The organism is Streptomyces sp. NPDC005485 (assembly GCF_040606085.1).
Classification (GTDB): Bacteria; Actinomycetota; Actinomycetes; order Streptomycetales; family Streptomycetaceae; genus Streptomyces.
Window position 1 is genome coordinate 40,234 of the sequence record NZ_JBEXDZ010000047.1, and the last position, 18,823, is coordinate 59,056.

The 18,823-nt window shown below is 71.4% G+C and carries 16 protein-coding genes; 6 read left to right on the plus strand and 10 right to left on the minus strand.

Annotation, left to right across the window (positions count from 1 at the left end; all coding sequences use genetic code 11):
* Positions 1–95: 95 nt before the first annotated feature.
* Positions 96–767, minus strand: coding sequence for an endonuclease NucS (gene nucS, locus ABZS97_RS18105; protein WP_356138896.1), 672 nt, complete (start codon positions 765–767; stop codon positions 96–98).
* Positions 768–1,091: 324 nt separating this feature from the next.
* On the opposite strand from nucS, the gene ABZS97_RS18110 reads away from it, so the two are divergent.
* On the plus strand, positions 1,092–1,484 hold the full coding sequence (locus ABZS97_RS18110; protein ID WP_356138898.1) for an SCO5389 family protein: 393 nt from the start codon (positions 1,092–1,094) through the stop codon (positions 1,482–1,484).
* Between the two features lie 120 nt (positions 1,485–1,604).
* Here the strand turns inward: ABZS97_RS18110 and ABZS97_RS18115 are convergent, their stop codons facing one another.
* Entirely contained in the window at positions 1,605–2,633 is a 1,029-nt protein-coding gene (locus tag ABZS97_RS18115; RefSeq protein ID WP_356138900.1) for an LLM class flavin-dependent oxidoreductase, read from the minus strand.
* Positions 2,634–2,851: 218 nt separating this feature from the next.
* Here ABZS97_RS18115 and ABZS97_RS18120 point away from each other — a divergent pair, with 218 nt between their 5' ends.
* A complete protein-coding gene (locus ABZS97_RS18120; protein WP_356138903.1) occupies positions 2,852–3,187 on the plus strand; it encodes an ATP/GTP-binding protein in 336 nt (111 codons plus the stop codon).
* 15 nt (positions 3,188–3,202) lie between these two features.
* Here the strand turns inward: ABZS97_RS18120 and ABZS97_RS18125 are convergent, their stop codons facing one another.
* The 3 genes from ABZS97_RS18125 to ABZS97_RS18135 form a co-directional block, all read right to left on the minus strand.
* Positions 3,203–4,051 (minus strand): ABC transporter permease, encoded by an 849-nt coding sequence (locus tag ABZS97_RS18125; RefSeq protein WP_356138905.1) that lies wholly within the window; start codon positions 4,049–4,051, stop codon positions 3,203–3,205.
* Positions 4,048–5,334 (minus strand): ABC transporter ATP-binding protein, encoded by a 1,287-nt coding sequence (locus ABZS97_RS18130; RefSeq protein WP_356138907.1) that lies wholly within the window; start codon positions 5,332–5,334, stop codon positions 4,048–4,050. The genes ABZS97_RS18125 and ABZS97_RS18130 overlap by 4 nt, the downstream gene beginning before the upstream one ends.
* 176 nt (positions 5,335–5,510) lie before the next feature.
* Complete coding sequence (locus tag ABZS97_RS18135; RefSeq protein WP_356138909.1) at positions 5,511–6,392, minus strand: hypothetical protein; 882 nt, start codon at positions 6,390–6,392, stop codon at positions 5,511–5,513.
* A gap of 178 nt (positions 6,393–6,570) precedes the next feature.
* On the opposite strand from ABZS97_RS18135, the gene ABZS97_RS18140 reads away from it, so the two are divergent.
* On the plus strand, positions 6,571–7,560 hold the full coding sequence (locus ABZS97_RS18140) for a hypothetical protein (RefSeq protein ID WP_356138911.1): 990 nt from the start codon (positions 6,571–6,573) through the stop codon (positions 7,558–7,560).
* Here the strand turns inward: ABZS97_RS18140 and ABZS97_RS18145 are convergent.
* The 5 genes from ABZS97_RS18145 to mce form a co-directional block, all read right to left on the minus strand.
* Positions 7,541–8,311 carry an ABC transporter permease gene (locus ABZS97_RS18145; RefSeq protein WP_356138913.1) on the minus strand — a complete coding sequence of 257 codons (771 nt, stop codon included), beginning with the start codon at positions 8,309–8,311 and terminating at the stop codon, positions 7,541–7,543. The genes ABZS97_RS18140 and ABZS97_RS18145 overlap by 20 nt on opposite strands.
* 2 nt (positions 8,312–8,313) lie before the next feature.
* Positions 8,314–9,273 (minus strand): ABC transporter ATP-binding protein, encoded by a 960-nt coding sequence (locus tag ABZS97_RS18150; RefSeq protein ID WP_356138915.1) that lies wholly within the window; start codon positions 9,271–9,273, stop codon positions 8,314–8,316.
* 102 nt (positions 9,274–9,375) lie between these two features.
* A complete protein-coding gene (locus tag ABZS97_RS18155; RefSeq protein ID WP_356138917.1) occupies positions 9,376–10,311 on the minus strand; it encodes a cellulose-binding protein in 936 nt (311 codons plus the stop codon).
* Between the two features lie 183 nt (positions 10,312–10,494).
* Complete coding sequence (gene scy, locus ABZS97_RS18160; protein ID WP_356138919.1) at positions 10,495–14,343, minus strand: polarized growth protein Scy; 3,849 nt, start codon at positions 14,341–14,343, stop codon at positions 10,495–10,497.
* 231 nt (positions 14,344–14,574) lie between these two features.
* The gene (mce, locus tag ABZS97_RS18165) at positions 14,575–15,015 is read right to left on the minus strand and encodes a methylmalonyl-CoA epimerase (RefSeq protein ID WP_356138921.1); all 441 of its coding nucleotides are present in this window, start codon (positions 15,013–15,015) and stop codon (positions 14,575–14,577) included.
* 147 nt (positions 15,016–15,162) lie between these two features.
* Here mce and ABZS97_RS18170 point away from each other — a divergent pair, with 147 nt between their 5' ends.
* The 3 genes from ABZS97_RS18170 to ABZS97_RS18180 all read left to right on the plus strand — a co-directional run.
* Positions 15,163–16,365 (plus strand): acetyl-CoA C-acetyltransferase, encoded by a 1,203-nt coding sequence (locus ABZS97_RS18170; protein WP_356138923.1) that lies wholly within the window; start codon positions 15,163–15,165, stop codon positions 16,363–16,365.
* Between the two features lie 50 nt (positions 16,366–16,415).
* A complete protein-coding gene (gene meaB / locus ABZS97_RS18175; protein WP_356138926.1) occupies positions 16,416–17,372 on the plus strand; it encodes a methylmalonyl Co-A mutase-associated GTPase MeaB in 957 nt (318 codons plus the stop codon).
* 323 nt (positions 17,373–17,695) lie between these two features.
* Positions 17,696–18,823, plus strand: a 1,128-nt coding sequence (locus tag ABZS97_RS18180) for an MFS transporter (protein WP_356138928.1), incomplete at its 3' end; no start/stop codon positions are given.

Consider the following 18,823-nt stretch of genomic DNA (forward strand, 5'->3'; position numbering starts at 1 on the left):
GGGTGGGCCGCCGCTACGGGGGTCGTTCTTCTCACCTCCGAAAACCCCGGCGGCGGGGCCCCCCCCCCCCCCCCCCCCTCTCGCTTTGCCACCGGTCAGAACAGGCGCAGTTTGTCGTCCTCGATGCCGCGCAGGGCGTTGTAGTCGAGGACCGTGCAGCCGATGCCGCGGTCGGTGGCGAGGACGCGGGCCTGCGGCTTGATCTCCTGGGCGGCGAAGATGCCGCGGACCGGCGCGAGGTGCGGGTCGCGGTTCAACAGCTCCAGGTAGCGCGTGAGTTGCTCGACGCCGTCGATCTCGCCGCGCCGCTTGATCTCGATGGCGACGGTCTTGCCCTCGGCGTCGCGGCACAGGATGTCGACGGGGCCGATGGCCGTCATGTACTCGCGGCGGATGAGCGAGTAGCCCTCGCCGAGCGTCTCGATGCGGTCGGCGAGCAGTTCCTGGAGGTGCGCTTCCACGCCGTCCTTGATCAGGCCGGGGTCCACGCCGAGTTCGTGCGAGGAGTCGTGGAGGATCTCCTCCATCGTGATGATGAGCTTCTCGCCCGCCTTGTTGATGACGGTCCAGACGCCTTCATCGTCGCCGGATCCCTCCTTCAGCGTGCAGGGCGGCGACATCCAGTTCAGGGGCTTGTAGGCCCGGTCGTCCGCGTGGATGGAGACGCTGCCGTCCGCCTTCACGAGGATGAGGCGGGGGGCCGACGGGAGGTGGGCGGTGAGCCGGCCCGCGTAGTCCACGGAGCATCGGGCAATGACGAGACGCATGGTCGGCAACGCTACTCGACGGGCGGTGGTGCACGCGATTCGCCCACCTCCAAGACCGCCTCCAAGACCGCCTCCGAGCCCGTCCGAAATCCTTTCCCGGCGCCTGTTTCCGTTTGGCACATGCTGGTGGCAACTCCCGTTCGATAGTGGCTGATTGTGTGCGCACAGGGGCCCTGCTGTGCGCGCATTCTCCTGGTGCGGTCACCGTCCGTTGCTTACCGTATAAACGGGAGGTGGCGATGCGTGTACGCAGCGTGGTTGACATCGCGAGCTCCCCTATCTGTCCGGCAACCCCCGAGACCTGGGGGTGCGAGAGGAGAACCCATGTCGCTCGACGTCTCACCGGCCCTACTCGAAAAGGCCGAGCGAGGCGAGGTCGACGAAGCGGAATTCGTCGACTGCGTCCGGACCTCCCTGCCCTACGCGTGGGAGATGATCAGCTCCCTGGTGGCCCAGCTGAAGGTCGACGGCGGTGCGTTCGCCGACAACCAGACGCCTCCGCCGGACGAGCAGGCGCGTGGCCAGCTGCTGCGTGCGCTCGCGAGTGACGCGATACGCGGCGCGCTGCAGCGGCACTTCGGCGTGCGGCTGGCCTTCCAGAACTGCCACCGGGTGGCGGTGTTCCCGCTGGAGGCCTCAGTGGACGACACACTGGCACGCTTCACCTCGGTGCGCAGCCAACTGCTCAACCAGTCACCGGAGTTCCGGGACTGCTGACGCAGGGATGCTGCACGGCTTGCCGCTCCGTACGCGGGAGGTGCATCAGTACTGGGGCGGCAAGTCCCCGCGGCGCGGGTCAGGGCCCCTCCGGCTGCGGGACGGGCCGGGTCGAGGGTGTCAGCCGAGGTGGGGGAGTACCTCGGTGCCCAGCCGCCGTACGTTTTCCTCCGTGGCCGCCAGGTCCCCCGAGCCCTCGACGAGCAGGGCGAAGCGGGAGATGCCCGTCCGTTCCGAGGTGGCCGCGAGCCGGTCGGCGCACAGCCGAGGTGTTCCCACCGGGTGTAGCCCGCAGAGCAGTTCGGTGTACGCCACCGGGTCCCGCATCGCGCGGGCGCGACCGTCGATCGTCACATGGGCGTCCAGCCCCTGCTTCAGCCAGCCGGGCATCGCCTTGATCAGCGTCTCGCACGCGTCGGTGCGGCGGTCCGCGATCTGGCAGACGCCCGCGGAGACATGGGCGGCGCCGGAGATCTCGTCCCCAGGCCGCCCCGCGGCGCGTGCGTACTGCCGCCAGAGGGCGACCATTTCGGCCTTCTCCTCGTCCCCGACATGCATCCCCAGAAGCATCGGCAGCCCCCGCTCGGCCGCGAGCCGGACGCTCGCCGGTGAGGTGCAGGCGACGACGACCTCGGGACCGTCGCCGGCGCCGATCGCCTCCGACGGGCGGGGCACGACGGGGACTTCACGGAAGGCGAACCGCTCGCCCATGGCAGCCACGGCCGGTTCGCGCAGCCAGCGCACCAGCAGATCGAGTGATTCCGGGAACCCCTTCTCGTACGCCGCCAGTCCCGCGCCGAAGACCTCCAGATCGACCCAGGGGCCGCCGCGCCCCACGCCCAGCGAGAAGCGCCCGCCGGACGTCATGTGCAGCAGTGCGGCCTGCTCGCCGAGCGCCACCGGGTGCACGGTGGGCAGCACGCTGACCGCCGTACCGACGCGGATGCGGCGGGTGCGGCCGAGCAGTAACGCCGCGAGGGTGATCGCCGACGGGCAGGTCCCGTACGGCACGAAGTGGTGCTCGGCCAGCCAGACCGAGTCGAGACCGGCCTCCTCGGCCACCTCCGCCGACCGCACCGCGCGGTGCAGCGCCTCCCCCTGGCCCTGTCCCGGGAACTGGGCCGCCAGAACAAAACTTCCTACGCGCATTGCACTCCTGCCTCCTTGGCGCCGACACGGAGCTCCCCACCGGGCATAACCGTGTGACACGTGCCGAGGACACGGCCTGGCGGGAAGATTGGCGGATTGTCTGGAGAATGAGTCGGCGAGGGGCGATCTGTGGGGATTGGTGGAGTACGCCTACCCTGGTGCGCGCCGCGTAGGCTGGACACGGCCGCTGCCCCCTGTATAGCTCCGTGAGGTGTCCTGTGTCCCCGCGTCGCAACCGTCCGCCGAAGGGCGCCGGCTCGTCCGGCGAGAGCGCGGACGAGGACCGCTCCGCCCGCTACGGCGGCTGGCAGGCCACGGAGAGCTGGCAGGGCGAGGAGTGGAGCGTGCGCCATGTGGCGGGCGCGAGCGCCGAGGGCAAGACCTACCGCTGCCCCGGCTGCGACCAGTTGATCCCCTCCGGCGTCCCGCACGTGGTGGCCTGGCCGGAGCACTCGGGCGTCGACGAGCGCCGGCACTGGCACAAGGCGTGCTGGAACGCGAAGGACCGCCGCACCTCGCGGGTGCAGCGGTCCCGTAACGCGCCCAGGTTCTAGCCCTGTCGGCCGGCGTCACACGTCACGGCGCTCCAGCAGGACGAAGGCGCCGACGATCGCGGCGGCCGTCACCCCGGCGAGCAGACCGAGCTGCGCGCCTCCGTGGGAGCTCTCGCTGTCCAACTGGAAGATCTTGGCGAGGGCGTTGGGAGCGTTGTACTCCTGCATCTTCTCGCCGAGCTTGCGCATGCTGTCCGACATCATCAGGAACGCGGGCATGATCGCGGGCACGAGGACGACACCGAGCATCGTGGTGATCGCGCCCGCCGAGTGACGCAGCATCGAGCCCACCGCGAGCGCGAGGGTGCCGAGCAGCGACACGTACAGCGCGCCCATCAGGACCGTGCCGCTCCACGCCTTGTCCGAGGATCCGCTGTGCATCCCCGAGGTCATCAGGCCGACCAGCCCGATCGCGAAGGCCGAGACCGCGAACGCGACCCCGAAGAAGATGATCAGCTTCGCGGCCAGCACCCGGTGGCGCTGCGGCGAGGCCGTGAACGTCGTACGGATCATGCCGGTGCCGTACTCGGACGAGACCACCAGCACGCCCAGCGTGAGCAGGCAGATCTGACCGAGCATCAGCCCGAAGAAGGCCGGGATGGTGAACGGCACGTCGGTGTAGTCGTTGTCCTGGGTCTGCGCGGCGACCAGGAAGCCGATGCCGACCACCAGGAGCAGGAAGGTGCCGAGCGTCCACATGGTGGAGCGCACCGACTTGATCTTCGTCCACTCGGAGTTCAGCGCGTGGCCGAGGTGCGTGCGGGTGACCGGGATCGGCGAGGTGTACGAGGCACCGGGCGCCGTGTGCCACTGGGGGGCGCCGGGCGCGACCTGCTGCGGCATCGGGGGCTGGGGCGTGCTCATCGGGCGTCCTCGGGCTTGGTCAGGTCGGCGGCAGGGGCGGCGGCGGGTGCGGCGGGTGCCACAGGAGCCGCGGACGGCTGTGCGGGGGCCTGGGGCGCGGCCTGGGCGTACGGGTTGGCGTCCGGCGCGCCCGCACCGGCGGGAGCGCCGTAGGGACCCGCCTGGCCCGGCTGAGCGGCACCGGGGGCGCCCGGAGCTGCGTACCCGCCCGCGAAGGGCTGTCCCTGCGGCATCGCGAACGGCTGCCCGCCCTGCTGGGGCGGCGGCGGCGCGTACCAGCCCGGCTGGCCCTGGCCGGGCACCGGCATCTGCGGCTGGGGCATGGCGCCCGGCGCCGGCTGCTGCTGGAGCCCGGCCTTCTGGTCGATGGTCGAGCGGTAGTCGACGGCGCCCTGCGTCATCCGCATGTACGCCTCCTCCAGCGAGGCCTGGTGCGGCGACAGCTCCCACAGGCGTACGTCGGAGGAGTGCGCGAGGTCGCTGATGCGGGGCAGCGGCAGCCCGGTGACGCGCAGTGCGCCGTCCTGCTCGGGCAGCACCTGGCCGCCCGCCTCGGTCAGCGCGGCCGTCAGCTTCTCGCGCTGCTGGGGGTCGGTCTCCGGGGTGCGGACCCGGGCGAAGTCCGCGGAGTTGTGCGAGATGAAGTCCTTGATGTTCATGTCGGCCAGCAGCTGGCCGCGGCCGATCACGATCAGGTGGTCGGCGGTCAGCGCCATCTCGCTCATCAGGTGCGAGGAGACGAAGACCGTACGGCCCTCGGCGGCCAGGGACTTCATCAGGTTGCGGACCCAGAGGATGCCCTCGGGGTCGAGGCCGTTGACGGGCTCGTCGAAGAGCAGCACCTGCGGGTCGCCGAGCAGCGCGGCCGCGATGCCGAGCCGCTGGCCCATGCCGAGCGAGAAGCCCTTGGAGCGCTTTCTGGCCACATCCTGCAGGCCGACGACGCCGAGGACCTCGTCCACCCGGCGGGCCGGGATGCCGGAGAGCTGCGCGAGGCAGAGCAGGTGGTTGCGGGCGTGCCGGCCGCCGTGCACGGCCTTGGCGTCGAGGAGCGCGCCGACCTGGCGGGGAGCGTTCGGCAGCTTGCGGTAGGGGAAGCCGCCGATCGTCACCGCCCCGGCGCTCGGGTTGTCCAGGCCGAGGATCATGCGCATCGTCGTCGACTTGCCCGAACCGTTGGGCCCGAGGAAGCCGGTGACGGCACCCGGCCGCACCTGGAAGGAAAGGTTGTACACGGCTGTCTTGTCGCCGTAGCGCTTCGTCAGGCCGACTGCCTCGATCATGCTCCGCACCCATCGAAAAGGTCAGGACGTCGGGGCACACGCCCCCGTAAGGCTTAGGAGGATATCGGGGCGCTGACGGTTCCACTCAAGAGGAAGTAAAACAATGCAGGTCACGCGAGTTTTTTGTCAGGTACGCGTCGCGCCTGGTCAGGGGGTGAAGCGGAACCGCAGCCGCTCTACGGAAGGGAGCCCTCCATCGGCTGGAGGTCGTCGTAGAGCCGCAGCTCGGCCGAGTCGTCGACGTACGGCAGGAACTCCGTCTGGGGCAGCACCCAGCCCTCCTCGCCGAAGATCAGCGTGCCGCGCTCGCGCAGCTCCCGGTCCGCCCCGGCCCGGCGCACCCACGCCGCCGGGTCCGGGCCGAGCAGCTCCCGCAGCCGCGCCGACGAGGCGAGCAGCGAGGCGAGCAGCTCGGACTGGTCGCCGCCGCCGGGCCGCGGCCGCTCGGAAGCCGGATCGGCGAGCACCCCGTGCGCGCTGAAGTAGATGTACGCGCCGCCGAGCCGCTCCCCGGACGGCATCGTCATCTCGAACTCGTCGCCCGGGAGTATCGCCCGCCGGTAGTCCGGGAACTCGGTGTCGTCGACCGCCTTCAGCTGCGTCGAGTCCAGCCAGGCGACCACGAGCGTCGTCTCGGCGCCCCGGTCGACGTAAGGCGTCCCCGCGACGTAGCCCGCCGGACTGATGTGCCCGGAGCAGCCGACGCCGATGCCGTGCACCCGCACCGGCACCATCGGCACGGTCGCCGGGATGCCGAGCCGGGTCAGCTTGTGCGCGACCTGGCCGGGCGAGGCGTTCGAGCCGACGGCGATGACCGGGTGGCGGCGGCCGGTGACGACCTGGCCGAGCTCGGCCAGCGCCTCGTCGAGCCTGCGCTGCTCCCGCTGCTCCTCCACGAACCACTCGCCCAGCCGCAGCGGCCGCACGTCGAGCTGCAGCAGCTCGTCGCCGGTGAGCAGGGCGGGCTCCGGGGTGGGGCGGCCGGGGTAGGTGAGCGGCTGCCGGGCGGGCACGTCGTTCAGGCCCAGGGCCGCGAGGCTTCGGTCCTTCGTCGTCACGGTGACGCCCTTCGAGGGGTGATCGCGCGGTGTCGGCACAGCCTTCCACGCGAGATGTACCCGGGGCGGGGCCGGATCTCGCCTCGAACGGCGGGGTTGGCCGGAACGCACACCGGGGATCATGCGGTTCTATTGTACGAGCGTTGATGAACTGGGGTACGGGGGAGATGAGTTGGGCATGCTGGGGCGGCTGAGGCCGGCGGGGAGAGGCCGGACGCACCCGCGATTCCGTACGTCAGTTCGCTGGTGGATCGCCGGACGCACGGTCCACGCCCTGCTGCTGATGACGCTCTGCGCGCTGGCCGGACTCGCCGTCGTCATCGCCGCGGTGTGGACGCTCACCGAGCACTCGGCGCGGTCCGTGGCGGAGCGGTTCTCGGACGGGGAACGGCTCTTCGACCTCAGCCTCACCGCGCTGCGCGCCTGCGTCGGCACCGACAACCTGGAGCCCGAGGCGGACAGCACCGCGCACCAGCTGCTCGCCACGCTCTCCTCGGTCACCGGATCCCTCGTGCCCGCCGTGCTGCTCGGCATCGTCCTGATCAAGATGTTCGCGCTGCGGCCGTTCGTCTGGCGGCAGCGGGCCAGCATCTCGCACGCCTGGACGGCGGACTTCCCGAGCTACTCCCGGCGCCACGCGGACAGCGACGACGCGATCATCGCCGTCCGCTTCTACAACCGCTTCGACAACCTCTCGGTCGTCGATCTGCACGCCCGGGCCCATCTGCGCTACCTGGAGCACTCCCCGCACGACGGCAGCCTGGTCATCTACAAGCAGTGGCTGAAGGTCCTGGACGCGCAGGGCGAGCCCGCCGACGAGCGGGCCTGGCTCGCGGTCGAGCGCGGGGCGCCCTTCACCGTGTGGATTCCGGTCGGGGCGCCGGTGTCCGAACTGCCCTTCCGCCATATCCAGGGCAACGACCTCGACGGCTCGCAGGGCGTGAAGCTCCTGGTCCGGCTGACGGCACGGACCGTGGGCCTGGGCACCGAGGTCACCGACGAGCGCTGGTTCGACCTGGAGGCGGGCGACTTCGAGCTCGGCCGCTTCGTGCCGCTGGAGCCCGACCTGGACAAGGACGTCTGGCAGTGGCGGGGGTGGGCGGGCTTCGACGGGCTGCTGCCGCCGCAGCCCAGGGAGCCGGACGACCCTACGCGTCCCGCCTCTTGAGCAGCGCGTAGCCGCCGAGCACCGCCAGTGCCACCCACGCCACCATGATCGCGAGGCCGCCCCAGGGGCCGTAGGGCGTGTCGTCGTCGAGTGGGGTGACGACCTGCATGATCCTGCTGCCGGCCTGGTCGGGGAGGTAGCGGCCGATCTTCTTGGTGGCGGAGACGTTGCCCAGGATGTTGGAGACGAGGAAGAAGAACGGCATCAGGATGCCGAGGGAGAGCATCGGGCTGCGCAGCATCGTCGCGACGCCCATCGAGAACACGGCGATGAGGGTCATGTAGAGCCCGCCGCCGATGACCGCGCGCAGGACGCCCGCATCACCGATCGCCGCCTTGTGCGAGCCGAGCATCGCCTGCCCGAGGAAGAAGCTGACGAAGCTGGTGACGATGCCGACGACGAACGCGAGGCCCGTCGCCACCGCGATCTTGCCGAAAAGGAACGTGCCCCGCTGCGGGACGGCGGAGAGCGAGGTGCGGATCATGCCGGTGCTGTACTCGTTGGAGACGACGAGCACCCCGAACACGATCATCGCGAGCTGGCCGAGGCTCATCCCGGCGAAGCTGATGAACGTCGGGTCGAAGGAGATCCGGTCCTTCTCGCTCATGTTCTTGAACTCGTTCTTCGACAGCAGCGAGATCAGTACGCCGAGCGCGACCGTGACCACCGCGGCGAGACCGAGCGTCCAGACCGTGGACGCGACGGAGCGGATCTTCGTCCACTCGGACCTGAGGACCTGCGTCGCCGCCATGGTCAGTCCTTCTTCCAGTCGTCGCCCCAGGACTGCGCAGCCACGGGGAGGGGCGAGTCCGTGTGCGCGTGGTACTCCACCGACTCGGCGGTCAGCTGCATGAACGCCTCCTCCAAGGAGGCCTGTTGGGGACTGAGCTCGTGCAGCACGATCTGGTGCTGCGCGGCCAGCTCGCCGATGTGCTCCGGCTTGCCGCCGTCGACCTCCAGCGTGCCGCTGCCCGACTCGACGACGGTGATCCCGGCGCCGTGCAGCACGTCGAGCAGCCGTTCGCGCTGGGGCGAGCGGATCCGGACGTAGGAGCGCGAGTTCTGCTGGATGAAGTCGGCCATGGAGGTGTCGGCGAGCAGCCGGCCCTGGCCGATGACAACGAGGTGGTCGGCGGTCAGCGCCATCTCGCTCATCAGGTGCGAGGAGACGAAGACGGTACGGCCCTGGGCGGCGAGGGACTTCATCAGGTTGCGGATCCAGTGGATGCCCTCGGGGTCGAGCCCGTTGACCGGCTCGTCGAACATCAGGATCCGCGGGTCCCCGAGCAGCGCGCCCGCGATGCCCAGCCGCTGGCCCATGCCGAGCGAGAACCCCTTGGCCTTCTTCCGCGCGACCGAGGTCAGCCCGACCGTGTCGAGGACCTCGTGCACCCGCGCCCGTGGAATGCCGTTGCTCTGCGCGAGGCACAGCAGATGGTTGAAGGCGCTGCGCCCGCCGTGCATGGCCTTGGCGTCGAGCAGGGCGCCGATGTACGTCAGCGGGTCCTTGAGATGGTCGTAGTGCTGCCCGTCGATGCGTACGTCGCCCGAGGTGGGCCGGTCGAGCCCGAGCATCATCCGCATCGTGGTCGACTTCCCGGCGCCGTTCGGCCCAAGGAAGCCCGTGACGATGCCGGGTCTGACGGAGAAGGTGAGGTTGTTGACCGCCACCTTCTCGCCGTACCGCTTGGTCAGCCCCGCAAGCTCGATCATGCGGCCACGCTAAAACGGGACGAAGCCCTCTGCCACCGGGGTGGCAGAGGGCTTCGCACTTGTTCAGGCGCTGTACGTCAGGTGTTTCAGCGGCTTCCGGTATTACCGGGACTGCTGAGCCGGAACCCCACGGGAGATCGGCTCGTCCTCGGCCGGGGTGCCGGCGGCGGCCACCGCTGCGCCCGTGAGCGTCGCGAGCATCTCGCGGACGTTCGTGAGCTGAGCGTTGATCGAGTCGCGGCGGTTGGTCAGAGCCGCCAGCTCGCGCTCGGATTCCGAACGGATCCGGTCGGCCTTGGCGTTCGCGTCGGCCACGATGTCCTCGGCCTGGCGCTGAGCCGTCTCCACCGTCTGGCGGGCGCGGCGCTCGGCGTCCGTGCGCAGCTTCTCGGCCTCCAGGCGGAGCTGCTCCGCGCGGTGCTCGATCTCCGCGAGACGCTTCTCGGCCTTGGCCTGACGGGACGCGAGGTCGCGCTCCGACTGCTCGCGGCGCTTGGCGAGGTTCGTCTCGAAGTCCGCGGCGGCCTGGGCGGCCTTGGCGCGGGTCTCCTCGAAGAGGGCGTCCGCCTCCTCGCGCTTGGACTGCGCGTCCTTCGTCGCCTCCTGACGCAGCTGCGAGGCGTCGCTCTTGGCCTTTTCGACGATCCGGACGCCTTCGTCCTCCGCCTTGGACTTGCGGTCCGCAGCGAACGATTCTGCGTCGTTGCGCACCTGCTGGGCCGCCGACTCGGCGAGCTCACGGTGCTGCTCGGATGCGCGACGGGCCTCCTCGCGCAGGTCCTTCGCCTCCTCCTCGGCGAGGCGGAGGATCTTCTCGACGCGCGCGCCGAGACCCGCGTACGACGGCTCCGCGTCGCTGACCTGGGCCTGGGCGTTCTGCGTTTCGAGGTGGAGCTCCTCGATGCGCTTTTCCAGAGCAGTGATACGAGCCAGAGCGCTGTCACGGTCGGAGACGAGCTTCGAAATGCGTTCGTCCACCTGAGCGCGGTCGTACCCACGCCGCACAAGCTCGAAGCCGTAGGGGGAAGTGTCGCTCATGGGGTTCCTGTCGAATGAGACCGGTGAGGTGATAGAGGGAATCCTAGGGGCCAAAGCGGCGTGTCATCGAGCGTATGCGTGTTTGATCTGGAGAATGACACTCCTTTTGGGTGGCTGGCTGTCGGAGCACTTGCCAGAGCCTGTGTCATACGTCCCTGGCAAGCACGCAAGGGCTGCTTCTGGCTAGCCTTCTGACGTCTTGCCACCCGAACGGGTTGCGCCCACGGCAGCGCCCGCCTTGACGCCTCCGTCCTTTCCGCCGGACGGGGCCTCAAAAGACTCCAACGCTTCCAGGACGTCCTGGACACGGGAGATCTCGGCCTGGATGTCCTCGCGGCGGCGGACCAGCACCTCCAGGTCCCGCCGACCCTCCTCGACCGCGGCCTTGGCCTCCTGAATGGCCTCGTGCCTGATCTTCTCCGCCTCGGCGACGAGCGAACTCTTCTTCTGCTCGGCCTCCTTGAGGAGTCCCTCGGCCTTGCGGACGGCGGCGATGCGCACCTTGCTCGCCTCGGAGTTGGCCTCCGACACCAGGTCCTTCGCCCTCGCCTCGGCCTCGGCGAGCTGGTCCTCGGCGGCCTTGACCAGCGCGTCGCAGCGCTCGCCCGCCGACTTCATCGTCTCGGCGGACTCGCGGCGGGCCCGCTCGTGCAGCTCCTCGATCTCCGTCGTGATGCGGTCGCGCAGCTCCTCCGCGCGCTCCCTTATCGCGGTCGCGTCCCGGCGCGCGCCGACCAGCAGCTCGTCGGCGTCCGTGCGGGCCCGCTCCACCCGTGTGTTGCCCTCGACCGTCGCCTCGGAGACCAGCCGCTCCGCCTCGCCCCGGGCGACACCCACCATCGTGTCGGCCTGCGCCTCGGCGTCCGCGGTCGTCTTGAGGGCGGCCTGCTGCGCCTCGGAGATCAGCTTGTCGGCCTCGACCGCCGTCTCCGAGATGAGCTTGTCGACCTGCTCGGCCGCCTCGGAGCGCCGCTTGTTGGCCTCCTGGCGCGCCTCGTCGAGCGTCCGCTCCGCCTCCTCGCGCGCGGACGACGTGAGCCGCTCGGCCTCCGCCGCGGCCTCGGACTTCACCCGCTCCGCCTCGGCGCGGATCCGCTCGGAGTGCTGCTGCGCGGAGCCCACCGTGTCGGCGGCCTCGGCACGCAGCCGCTCCGCGTCCCCGGCCGCGTCCGAGATGAGCTGCTCGGCCTTCGCGACGGACTCGGCCCGCACGCGCTCGGCCTCCACGGCCGTCTCGGTCGTCAGCCGCTCCGCCTCGGAGCGCGCCTCGGTGATGAGCGTGTCCGCCTGCGTCGCCGCGTCCGAACGGATCCGGTTCGCGTCGTCCCGGGCGTCCGCTCGGGTGCGCGAGGCGTCCTGCTCGGCGTTCGCGATGGCGTCCGACGCCTCCGTACGCGCCCGCTGGGCGTACTCGGAGGCCTCCGAACGCATCCGCTCGGAGTCGGCGATCGCATCCGAAACCGTGCGCTCCGCAAGGGCCTTGGCGGCCTCCGACTCCTCGTTCGCCTCGCGCCGGATGCGGTTGCCGTCCTCGGTGGCCCGCTCCCGCTCCGCGTACGCGTCGGCGCGGACCCGGTCCGCCTCCGCCTGCGCCTCGGTCCGGGTGCGCTCCGCCACGTGCTCGGCGGCGCTGCGCAGACCCGCGATCTCCTCCTGCGCCTGCTCGTGCAGCCCGGCCACCGCGTCCCGCACCTGCTGCGCGGTCTGCTCGGCGCTCGTGACCATCTCGGTCGCCCGCCGGTCGGCCTCCTCGACCAGCCGTACGGCCTCGGTCTGCGCCTCCTCGACCCGGGTGCGCGCCGACGCGAGGAGCTCCTCGCTCTGCTCGCGGGCCCGCTCGCGCTCCTGGTCGGCCTCCTGCCGCGCCGAACCGAGCAGCTCCTCGGCCTCGCGGCGGCGCCGGGCGGCCTCCTCCTGCGCGGCCGCCAGCGTCTCGGCGCCCTCGGTCGCCAGCCGCTCGGCCGCGGCCTGCGCCTCGGTCCGTACCCGGTCGGCGGAGTCCTGGGCCTCCGACTTCAGCCGCTCGGCCTCCGCCGCGGCCTCCGAACGCAGCCGTACGGCGATGCTCTCGCCCTCGGCCCGCGACGCGGACGCGTCCGCCGCGGCCTCGTTGCGCAGCCGCTCGGCCTCTGCCTCGGCCTGCGCCTGCAGCGCCCGGATCCGCTCGGCGGACTCCGAGCGCAGCCGCTCGCTCTCCTCGGCGGCCTCGCGGCGGATCCGCTCGGCCGTGGCACGCGCGTCCGTCAGCGCCTGCTCGGCGGCGGCGAGACGCTCCTCGGCCTCCGTGTGCAGCCGGGTCAGCCCCTCGGCCGCCTCGGCCTGCCGGGCCGCTATGGCCCGCTCGGTCTCCTCGCGCAGCCCCTCGGCGGCCCGCTCGGCGTCCGCCTTGATGCCCTCGGCCTGCTCGACGATCTCGGCGCGGTGCCGCTCCGCCTCGCTGCGGGTGCGCTCCAGCGTCTCCTCGGCCTGCCGGCGCAGCGTCGTGGCGCGCTCGATGGCCTCGGTGCGGACCTTCTCGCTGTCGGCCGTCGCCGTCGTGCGCAGCTCGTCGGCGTCCGCCTTCGCCTTCGCCAGCAGTTCCTCGGCGGTCCTGGCCGCCTCCTCGATCTGCTGTACGGCCTCACGGCGGGCCTCGGAGCGGATGCGCTCGCCCTCGGCGACCGCGTCGGCCCGCAGCTGCTCGGCGTCACCGCGCAGCCGACGCGCCTCCTCCTGCAGCTCGACGGTCTTGGCGCGGTACTCCTTGGTGTCGTCCTTGGCCGCGCCCTTGAGCTCCTCGGCGATGTCGTGCGCCTGGGCGCGCAGCCGGTCCGCCTCGGCCTCCGCCTCCGAGCGGATCCGCTCGGCCTCCTCGGAGGCCGCCTTGGTGGTCTTCTTGGCGTCCTCCGACGCCTTGTTCAGTACGTCCTCGGCGGTCCTGGCCGCCTTGGACAGCTGGGAGGCGGTCTCCTCGGCGGTGAGGCTGCGGGCCTTCTTCGCGGCCTCCGCGGTGATCTTCTCGGCCTCGGCACGCGCGTCCGCGACGATCTGCTCCGCCTCGGACCTGGTGGTCTCGGCCTCCTTGGTGGCCTCGCTGACCAGCCGGGCGACCTGCTCCTTCGCCGTACGCGTACGCGTCTCGTTCGCGGCCTCGGCGCTCGACAGGGCCTTGGCCGCGGCCTCCTTCGCCTCGGCGAGGACCTTCTCCGCCTCCGCCTGCGCCTCGCGCAGCGCCGTGTCGGCCGCGGTCATCCGCTGCTCGGCGGCCCGGCTCAGCTCGGTGGCCTGACGGCGGGCGGAGTCCGACTCCGTCGCCGTGGAACTGCGCAGCTGCTCGGCGTGGTCCGTGGCCTCCTGGGCCTGGGTGGACGCCGCGTTCAGCAGCCGCTCCGCGTCCGTACGGGCCCGGCGCAGCAGCGCCTCGGCCTCGGAGCGGGCGCTCTCCGCGTCGTTCGTCAGCCGCTGCCGGGCCTCCGCGGCGACCCGCTCGGCCTCCGCACGGGCGGCCGCCAGCGCCTGGTCGGCCTCGGCGCGGGACTCCTCGAGGAGACGGCGGGCCTGCGACTCGGTGCGGGCGCGCAGCTGCTCGGCCCATGCCACGTTCTCGTTGACGTGCGACTCGACGGTCTGCCGGCGCTCGGACAGCTCCTGGTCGAGCTGCTGCCTGCGGGTCACCGCCTCCTGGTGCAGCTCCGCCTGCAGGCGGGCGGCCTGCTCGGCGTGCTCCTGGAGGATGCGCTGCGTCTGCGCGCGGGCCTGGCTCAGCTCCCGCTCGGCGTCGGCGCGCAACTGCTCGGCCTGGATCTGCGCGTTGCGGAGCAGCTGCTCGGCCTGATAGCCGATGTCCGCCGTGTCGTAGGCAGGCCGGGTCGCCAGACTGCGGCGCGCCTCGTGCAGCTTGGCGCGCAGCACCTCGACCTGATAGCCGAGGTCCTCGGCGTGCTGGACGGCCTTCTCCCGCTCGGTCTTCAGCCGTTCCATCTCGGCCTCGAACCGAGAGAGGTGGTCGACGTCAGCCGCCGGCTCTCGCTCCTGGCGTTCGTAGCCCCGCACTGCGCGGTCCCATCCGTCCCCTGGTCGCAAGTCTTTCCGAACGAGCTCCGTTCATCCGCCGAACGGGGCCCCCGGGGAATGGTGTCAGATCAATGGCGGAGCACGGGCTGCTGCCCCGACGCTCGTCCCCCGAAACCTGGACCCCGGCCCTCGGATCCTGGTGGAAAGGACCCGGGCCGCCCCGCGAAGGCGACGGCCGACCCCAACCCTACCGGCCCATATGTACGAGGGTCAGTGCTCAGGTGACTCAACCGGCGCCGAAGTGACCAGTTCTGTCAGAACGCCATGACAATCCTTGGGGTGCAGGAAGGTGATCCGGGACCCCATGGACCCCTTGCGCGGCTCCTCGTAGAGGACACGTACGCCCTTGTCCTTGATGTCGGCGGCCTCGGCGTCCACGTCCGCCGTGCCGAAAGCGATGTGGTGGACACCCTCACCGTTCTTGGCCAGCCACTTCGCGACGGTGGAGTCCTCGCGGGTCGGCTCCAGGAGCTGGAGGTAGGAGGCGCCGCCGTCGGACGTCTCGTTGATCTTGAGCATGGCCTCACGGACGCCCTGCTCCTCGTTGACCTCGGAGTGGAACACCTCGAAGCCGTATGTCGCCCGGTAGAACTCGACGGTCTTGTCGAGGTCGAAGCAGGCGATCCCGATGTGGTCGATTCGCGTCAGCATGGAGACAGTGCAGCGCTCCGGAGGTGGTTACGCAACGTGCGCGCGATCACACCTACAGCCCGATGACGGGTGGCGTACCGCTCAGTACATTTCCAGTAAACCCTCGTTCACTCCTCAGCTGTGCAAGCTGAAAGGGGATCGCACCTCATGTCCGGTACGAACAGCACGACCTCGGTGATCGTCGCGGGTGCCCGCACCCCGATGGGCCGGCTTCTAGGCTCCCTCAAGTCCTTCTCCGGCGCCGACCTCGGAGGATTCGCGATCAAGGCCGCCCTCGACCGTGCGGGCATCGGTGGCGACCAGGTGCAGTACGTGATCATGGGCCAGGTGCTCCAGGCCGGGGCGGGGCAGATCCCGGCACGCCAGGCCGCGGTCAAGGGCGGCATCCCGATGAGCGTCCCCGCGCTCACGATCAACAAGGTGTGTCTGTCGGGGCTCGACGCGATCGCGCTCGCCGACCAGCTGATCCGCGCCGGCGAGTTCGAGATCGTCGTCGCCGGCGGCCAGGAGTCCATGACCAACGCGCCGCACCTGCTGCCGAAGTCCCGTGAGGGCTACAAGTACGGCGCGGTGCAGATGATCGACGCCATGGCGTACGACGGTCTCACCGACTCCTTCGAGAACATCGCCATGGGCGAGTCGACGGAGAAGCACAACACGCGCCTCGGCATCCAGCGCGCCCCGCAGGACGAGTTCGCCGCGCTCTCCCACCAGCGCGCGGCCGCCGCCCAGAAGAACGGCATCTACGAGGCGGAGATCACGCCCGTCGAGATCCCGCAGCGCAAGGGCGAGGCCGTCGTCTTCAGCAAGGACGAGGGCATCCGCGCCGAGACGACCGCCGAGTCCCTCGGCAAGCTGCGCCCGGCCTTCACCAAGGACGGCACGATCACCGCCGGCACCTCCTCGCAGATCTCGGACGGCGCCGCGGCCGTGGTCGTGATGAGCAAGGCCAAGGCGCTGGAGCTCGGCCTGGAGTGGATCGCGGAGATCGGCGCGCACGGCAACGTCGCGGGTCCGGACAACTCGCTGCAGTCCCAGCCTTCCAACGCGATCCAGCACGCCTTGAAGAAGGAGGGAATCGAGGTCGAGGATCTCGACCTCATCGAGATCAACGAGGCCTTCGCCGCGGTCGCCGTGCAGTCAATGAAGGACCTCGGCGTGTCCACGGAAAAGGTGAACGTCAATGGCGGGGCCATCGCCCTCGGCCACCCGATCGGCATGTCGGGCGCCCGGCTCGTGCTGCACCTCGCGCTCGAACTGAAGCGGCGCGGCGGTGGAGTCGGCGCGGCCGCGCTGTGCGGTGGCGGCGGCCAGGGTGATGCGCTCATCGTGCGGGTACCCAAGGCCTGACACGGGCTTCATCTCCCGCCGCTGACCGAACACGACTGAACGGAGCTGTGATGCAGGACGTCTCCTCACTGGTGGCCCAGGCCAGGGAAGGCCGGCCGCGGGCCGTGGCCCGGCTGATCTCCCTGGTGGAGGGGGCGGCCCCGCAACTGCGCGAGGTCATGGAGACGCTCGCGCCCCTCACGGGCAACGCCTACGTGGTCGGGCTCACCGGATCGCCGGGCGTCGGCAAGTCGACGTCCACCTCGGCGCTGGTCAGCGCGTACCGGCGGCAGGGGAAGCGGGTCGGCGTGCTCGCCGTCGACCCGTCGTCCCCGTTCTCCGGCGGCGCGCTGCTCGGCGACCGCGTCCGGATGTCGGATCATGCCTCCGACCCCGGCGTGTACATCCGCTCCATGGCCACCCGAGGCCACCTCGGCGGCCTCGCCTGGGCCGCCCCGCAGGCCATCCGCGTCCTGGACGCGGCGGGCTGCGACGTGATCCTGGTCGAGACGGTCGGCGTCGGCCAGTCGGAGGTCGAGATCGCCTCCCAGGCGGACACGAGCGTCGTCCTGCTCGCCCCCGGCATGGGCGACGGAATCCAGGCCGCCAAGGCCGGCATCCTGGAGATCGGTGACGTCTACGTCGTCAACAAGGCCGACCGGGACGGCGCCGACGCCACCGCCCGCGAGCTGAACCACATGCTCGGCCTCGGCGAGTCCCGCGGGCCCGGCGACTGGCGCCCTCCGATCGTCAAGACGGTCGCGGCGCGCGGCGAGGGCATCGACGAGGTCGTCGAGGCCCTGGAGAAGCACCGCGCCTGGATGGAGGAGCACGGCGTCCTCACCGAGCGGCGCCGCGCCAGGGCCTCGACCGAGGTCGAGACCATCGCCGTCACCGCCCTGCGCGAACGCATCGGCGACCTGCACGGCGACCGCCGCCTGAGCGCCCTGGCGGAGCGCATCGTGGCGGGGGAGCTGGACCCGTACCGCGCGGCGGACGAACTGGTGGCGGGCCTGACGGAGGGCTGAGGTGGGTGGAGGCGGTTGGGGGCGCGGGCTTTTTTCGCCCCCTCCGCCCCTGCCCGTCCCGTTGTCCTGGGGGCTGCGCCCCCTCGCCCCCGCTGTCGGCCTGAACGGCCTCGTCCTCAAACGCCGGACGGGCTGAAAACCCTCAAGGCCCACCCACCCGGCCCCCCTGGTCAACTCCCAACCCCCGCTGCTACGTTGACGCACATGTTCCTCCTCGTGGCATAGGGCCCGCCCAGGCCCGCGCACGGCGAAACGGCAACAGGCCGCAGCCGGCGCGGCACCCCGGCGTCCCCTGTCCCGCCTCCAGTTGAGGAACTCCACCCATGTCTGCGCCCTCCGCGCGGCCCTCGTACGCCGCCGTCCTGCGCATCCCGCACGCCCGCCGCACCTTCACCGTCGCCCTCGTCGGCAGGCTGGCGTACGGAATCGTCTCCCTGTCCGTGATGCTCACCGTGACCCGGGCCACCGGGTCGTACGCCCTCGCCGGAACGGTGATGGCGCTGTTCGGCGCCCTGACCGTCCTGCTGTCACCGGCACGGGCGGCGCTCGTCGACCGCTACGGCCCGCGCCGGGCGCTCGTCCCCCTCGCCCTCCTCTTCGCCGGGCTCCTCGGGACGCTCGCCGCGGTCGCCTGGCGCCCGGGCGCACCGCCCGCCGTGGTGGTCGTCCTGGCCGTCGCCGCGGGCGCCGTTCCCCCGCCGCTCGGCCCCACGATGCGCTCCGTGTGGAGCGAACTCGTGCCCGACCGGCAGCTGTTGCAGCGCGCGTACAGCCTCGACGGGGTCGCCGAGGAGCTGCTGTTCGTCTCCGGTCCGCTGCTCGTCGGTGTCGTGGTCCAGGTCGCGCCCCCGGCGGCCGGTGTGGCGCTGAGCGCACTGCTTGTCGCGGTCGGCACCGTCGCCTTCGTCGGCTCCCCGGCGGTACGGAACATCGGGCCCGCCGCGGCGCGGGCGAAGTCCGCGAAGCCCGGCCGCCGGGGCGCCGCCCGTGCGCTGCGGGGCCCCGTTCTGGTGGCCGCCGGTGTCGGGATCGCCCTCGGCGGCATCGACCTGCTGGTGCTGGCCTTCGCCGGGCAACGGCACCGGGGCGACGACACCGTGGCCTGGGTGCTCGCCGCCCTGTCCGCCGGCAGCGCGGTCGGCGGTCTGCTCAACGGCGCCGTCCACTGGCGTATCGGCGCCCGGGCCCGGCTGTCGCTGACGGCCCTCGGCCTCGGTCTCGCCACGGTCCTCGCCGGCCTCGCGCCGGGCCTCGGCACGCTGGTCGCGGCGGTGGCCTGCGCGGGGTTCTTCGTCGCACCGGCCCTGACCACGGCCTACCTCGTCGCCGACGAGGCCGCCGGGGACGGGTTTCGCACCCAGGCCGGCGCCTGGGTCAACGCCGCGGTCAACGCCGGAACTTCGGGCGGCGCCGCGGTCATGGGTCTGCTGATCGGGCGGGCTCCCCTCGCC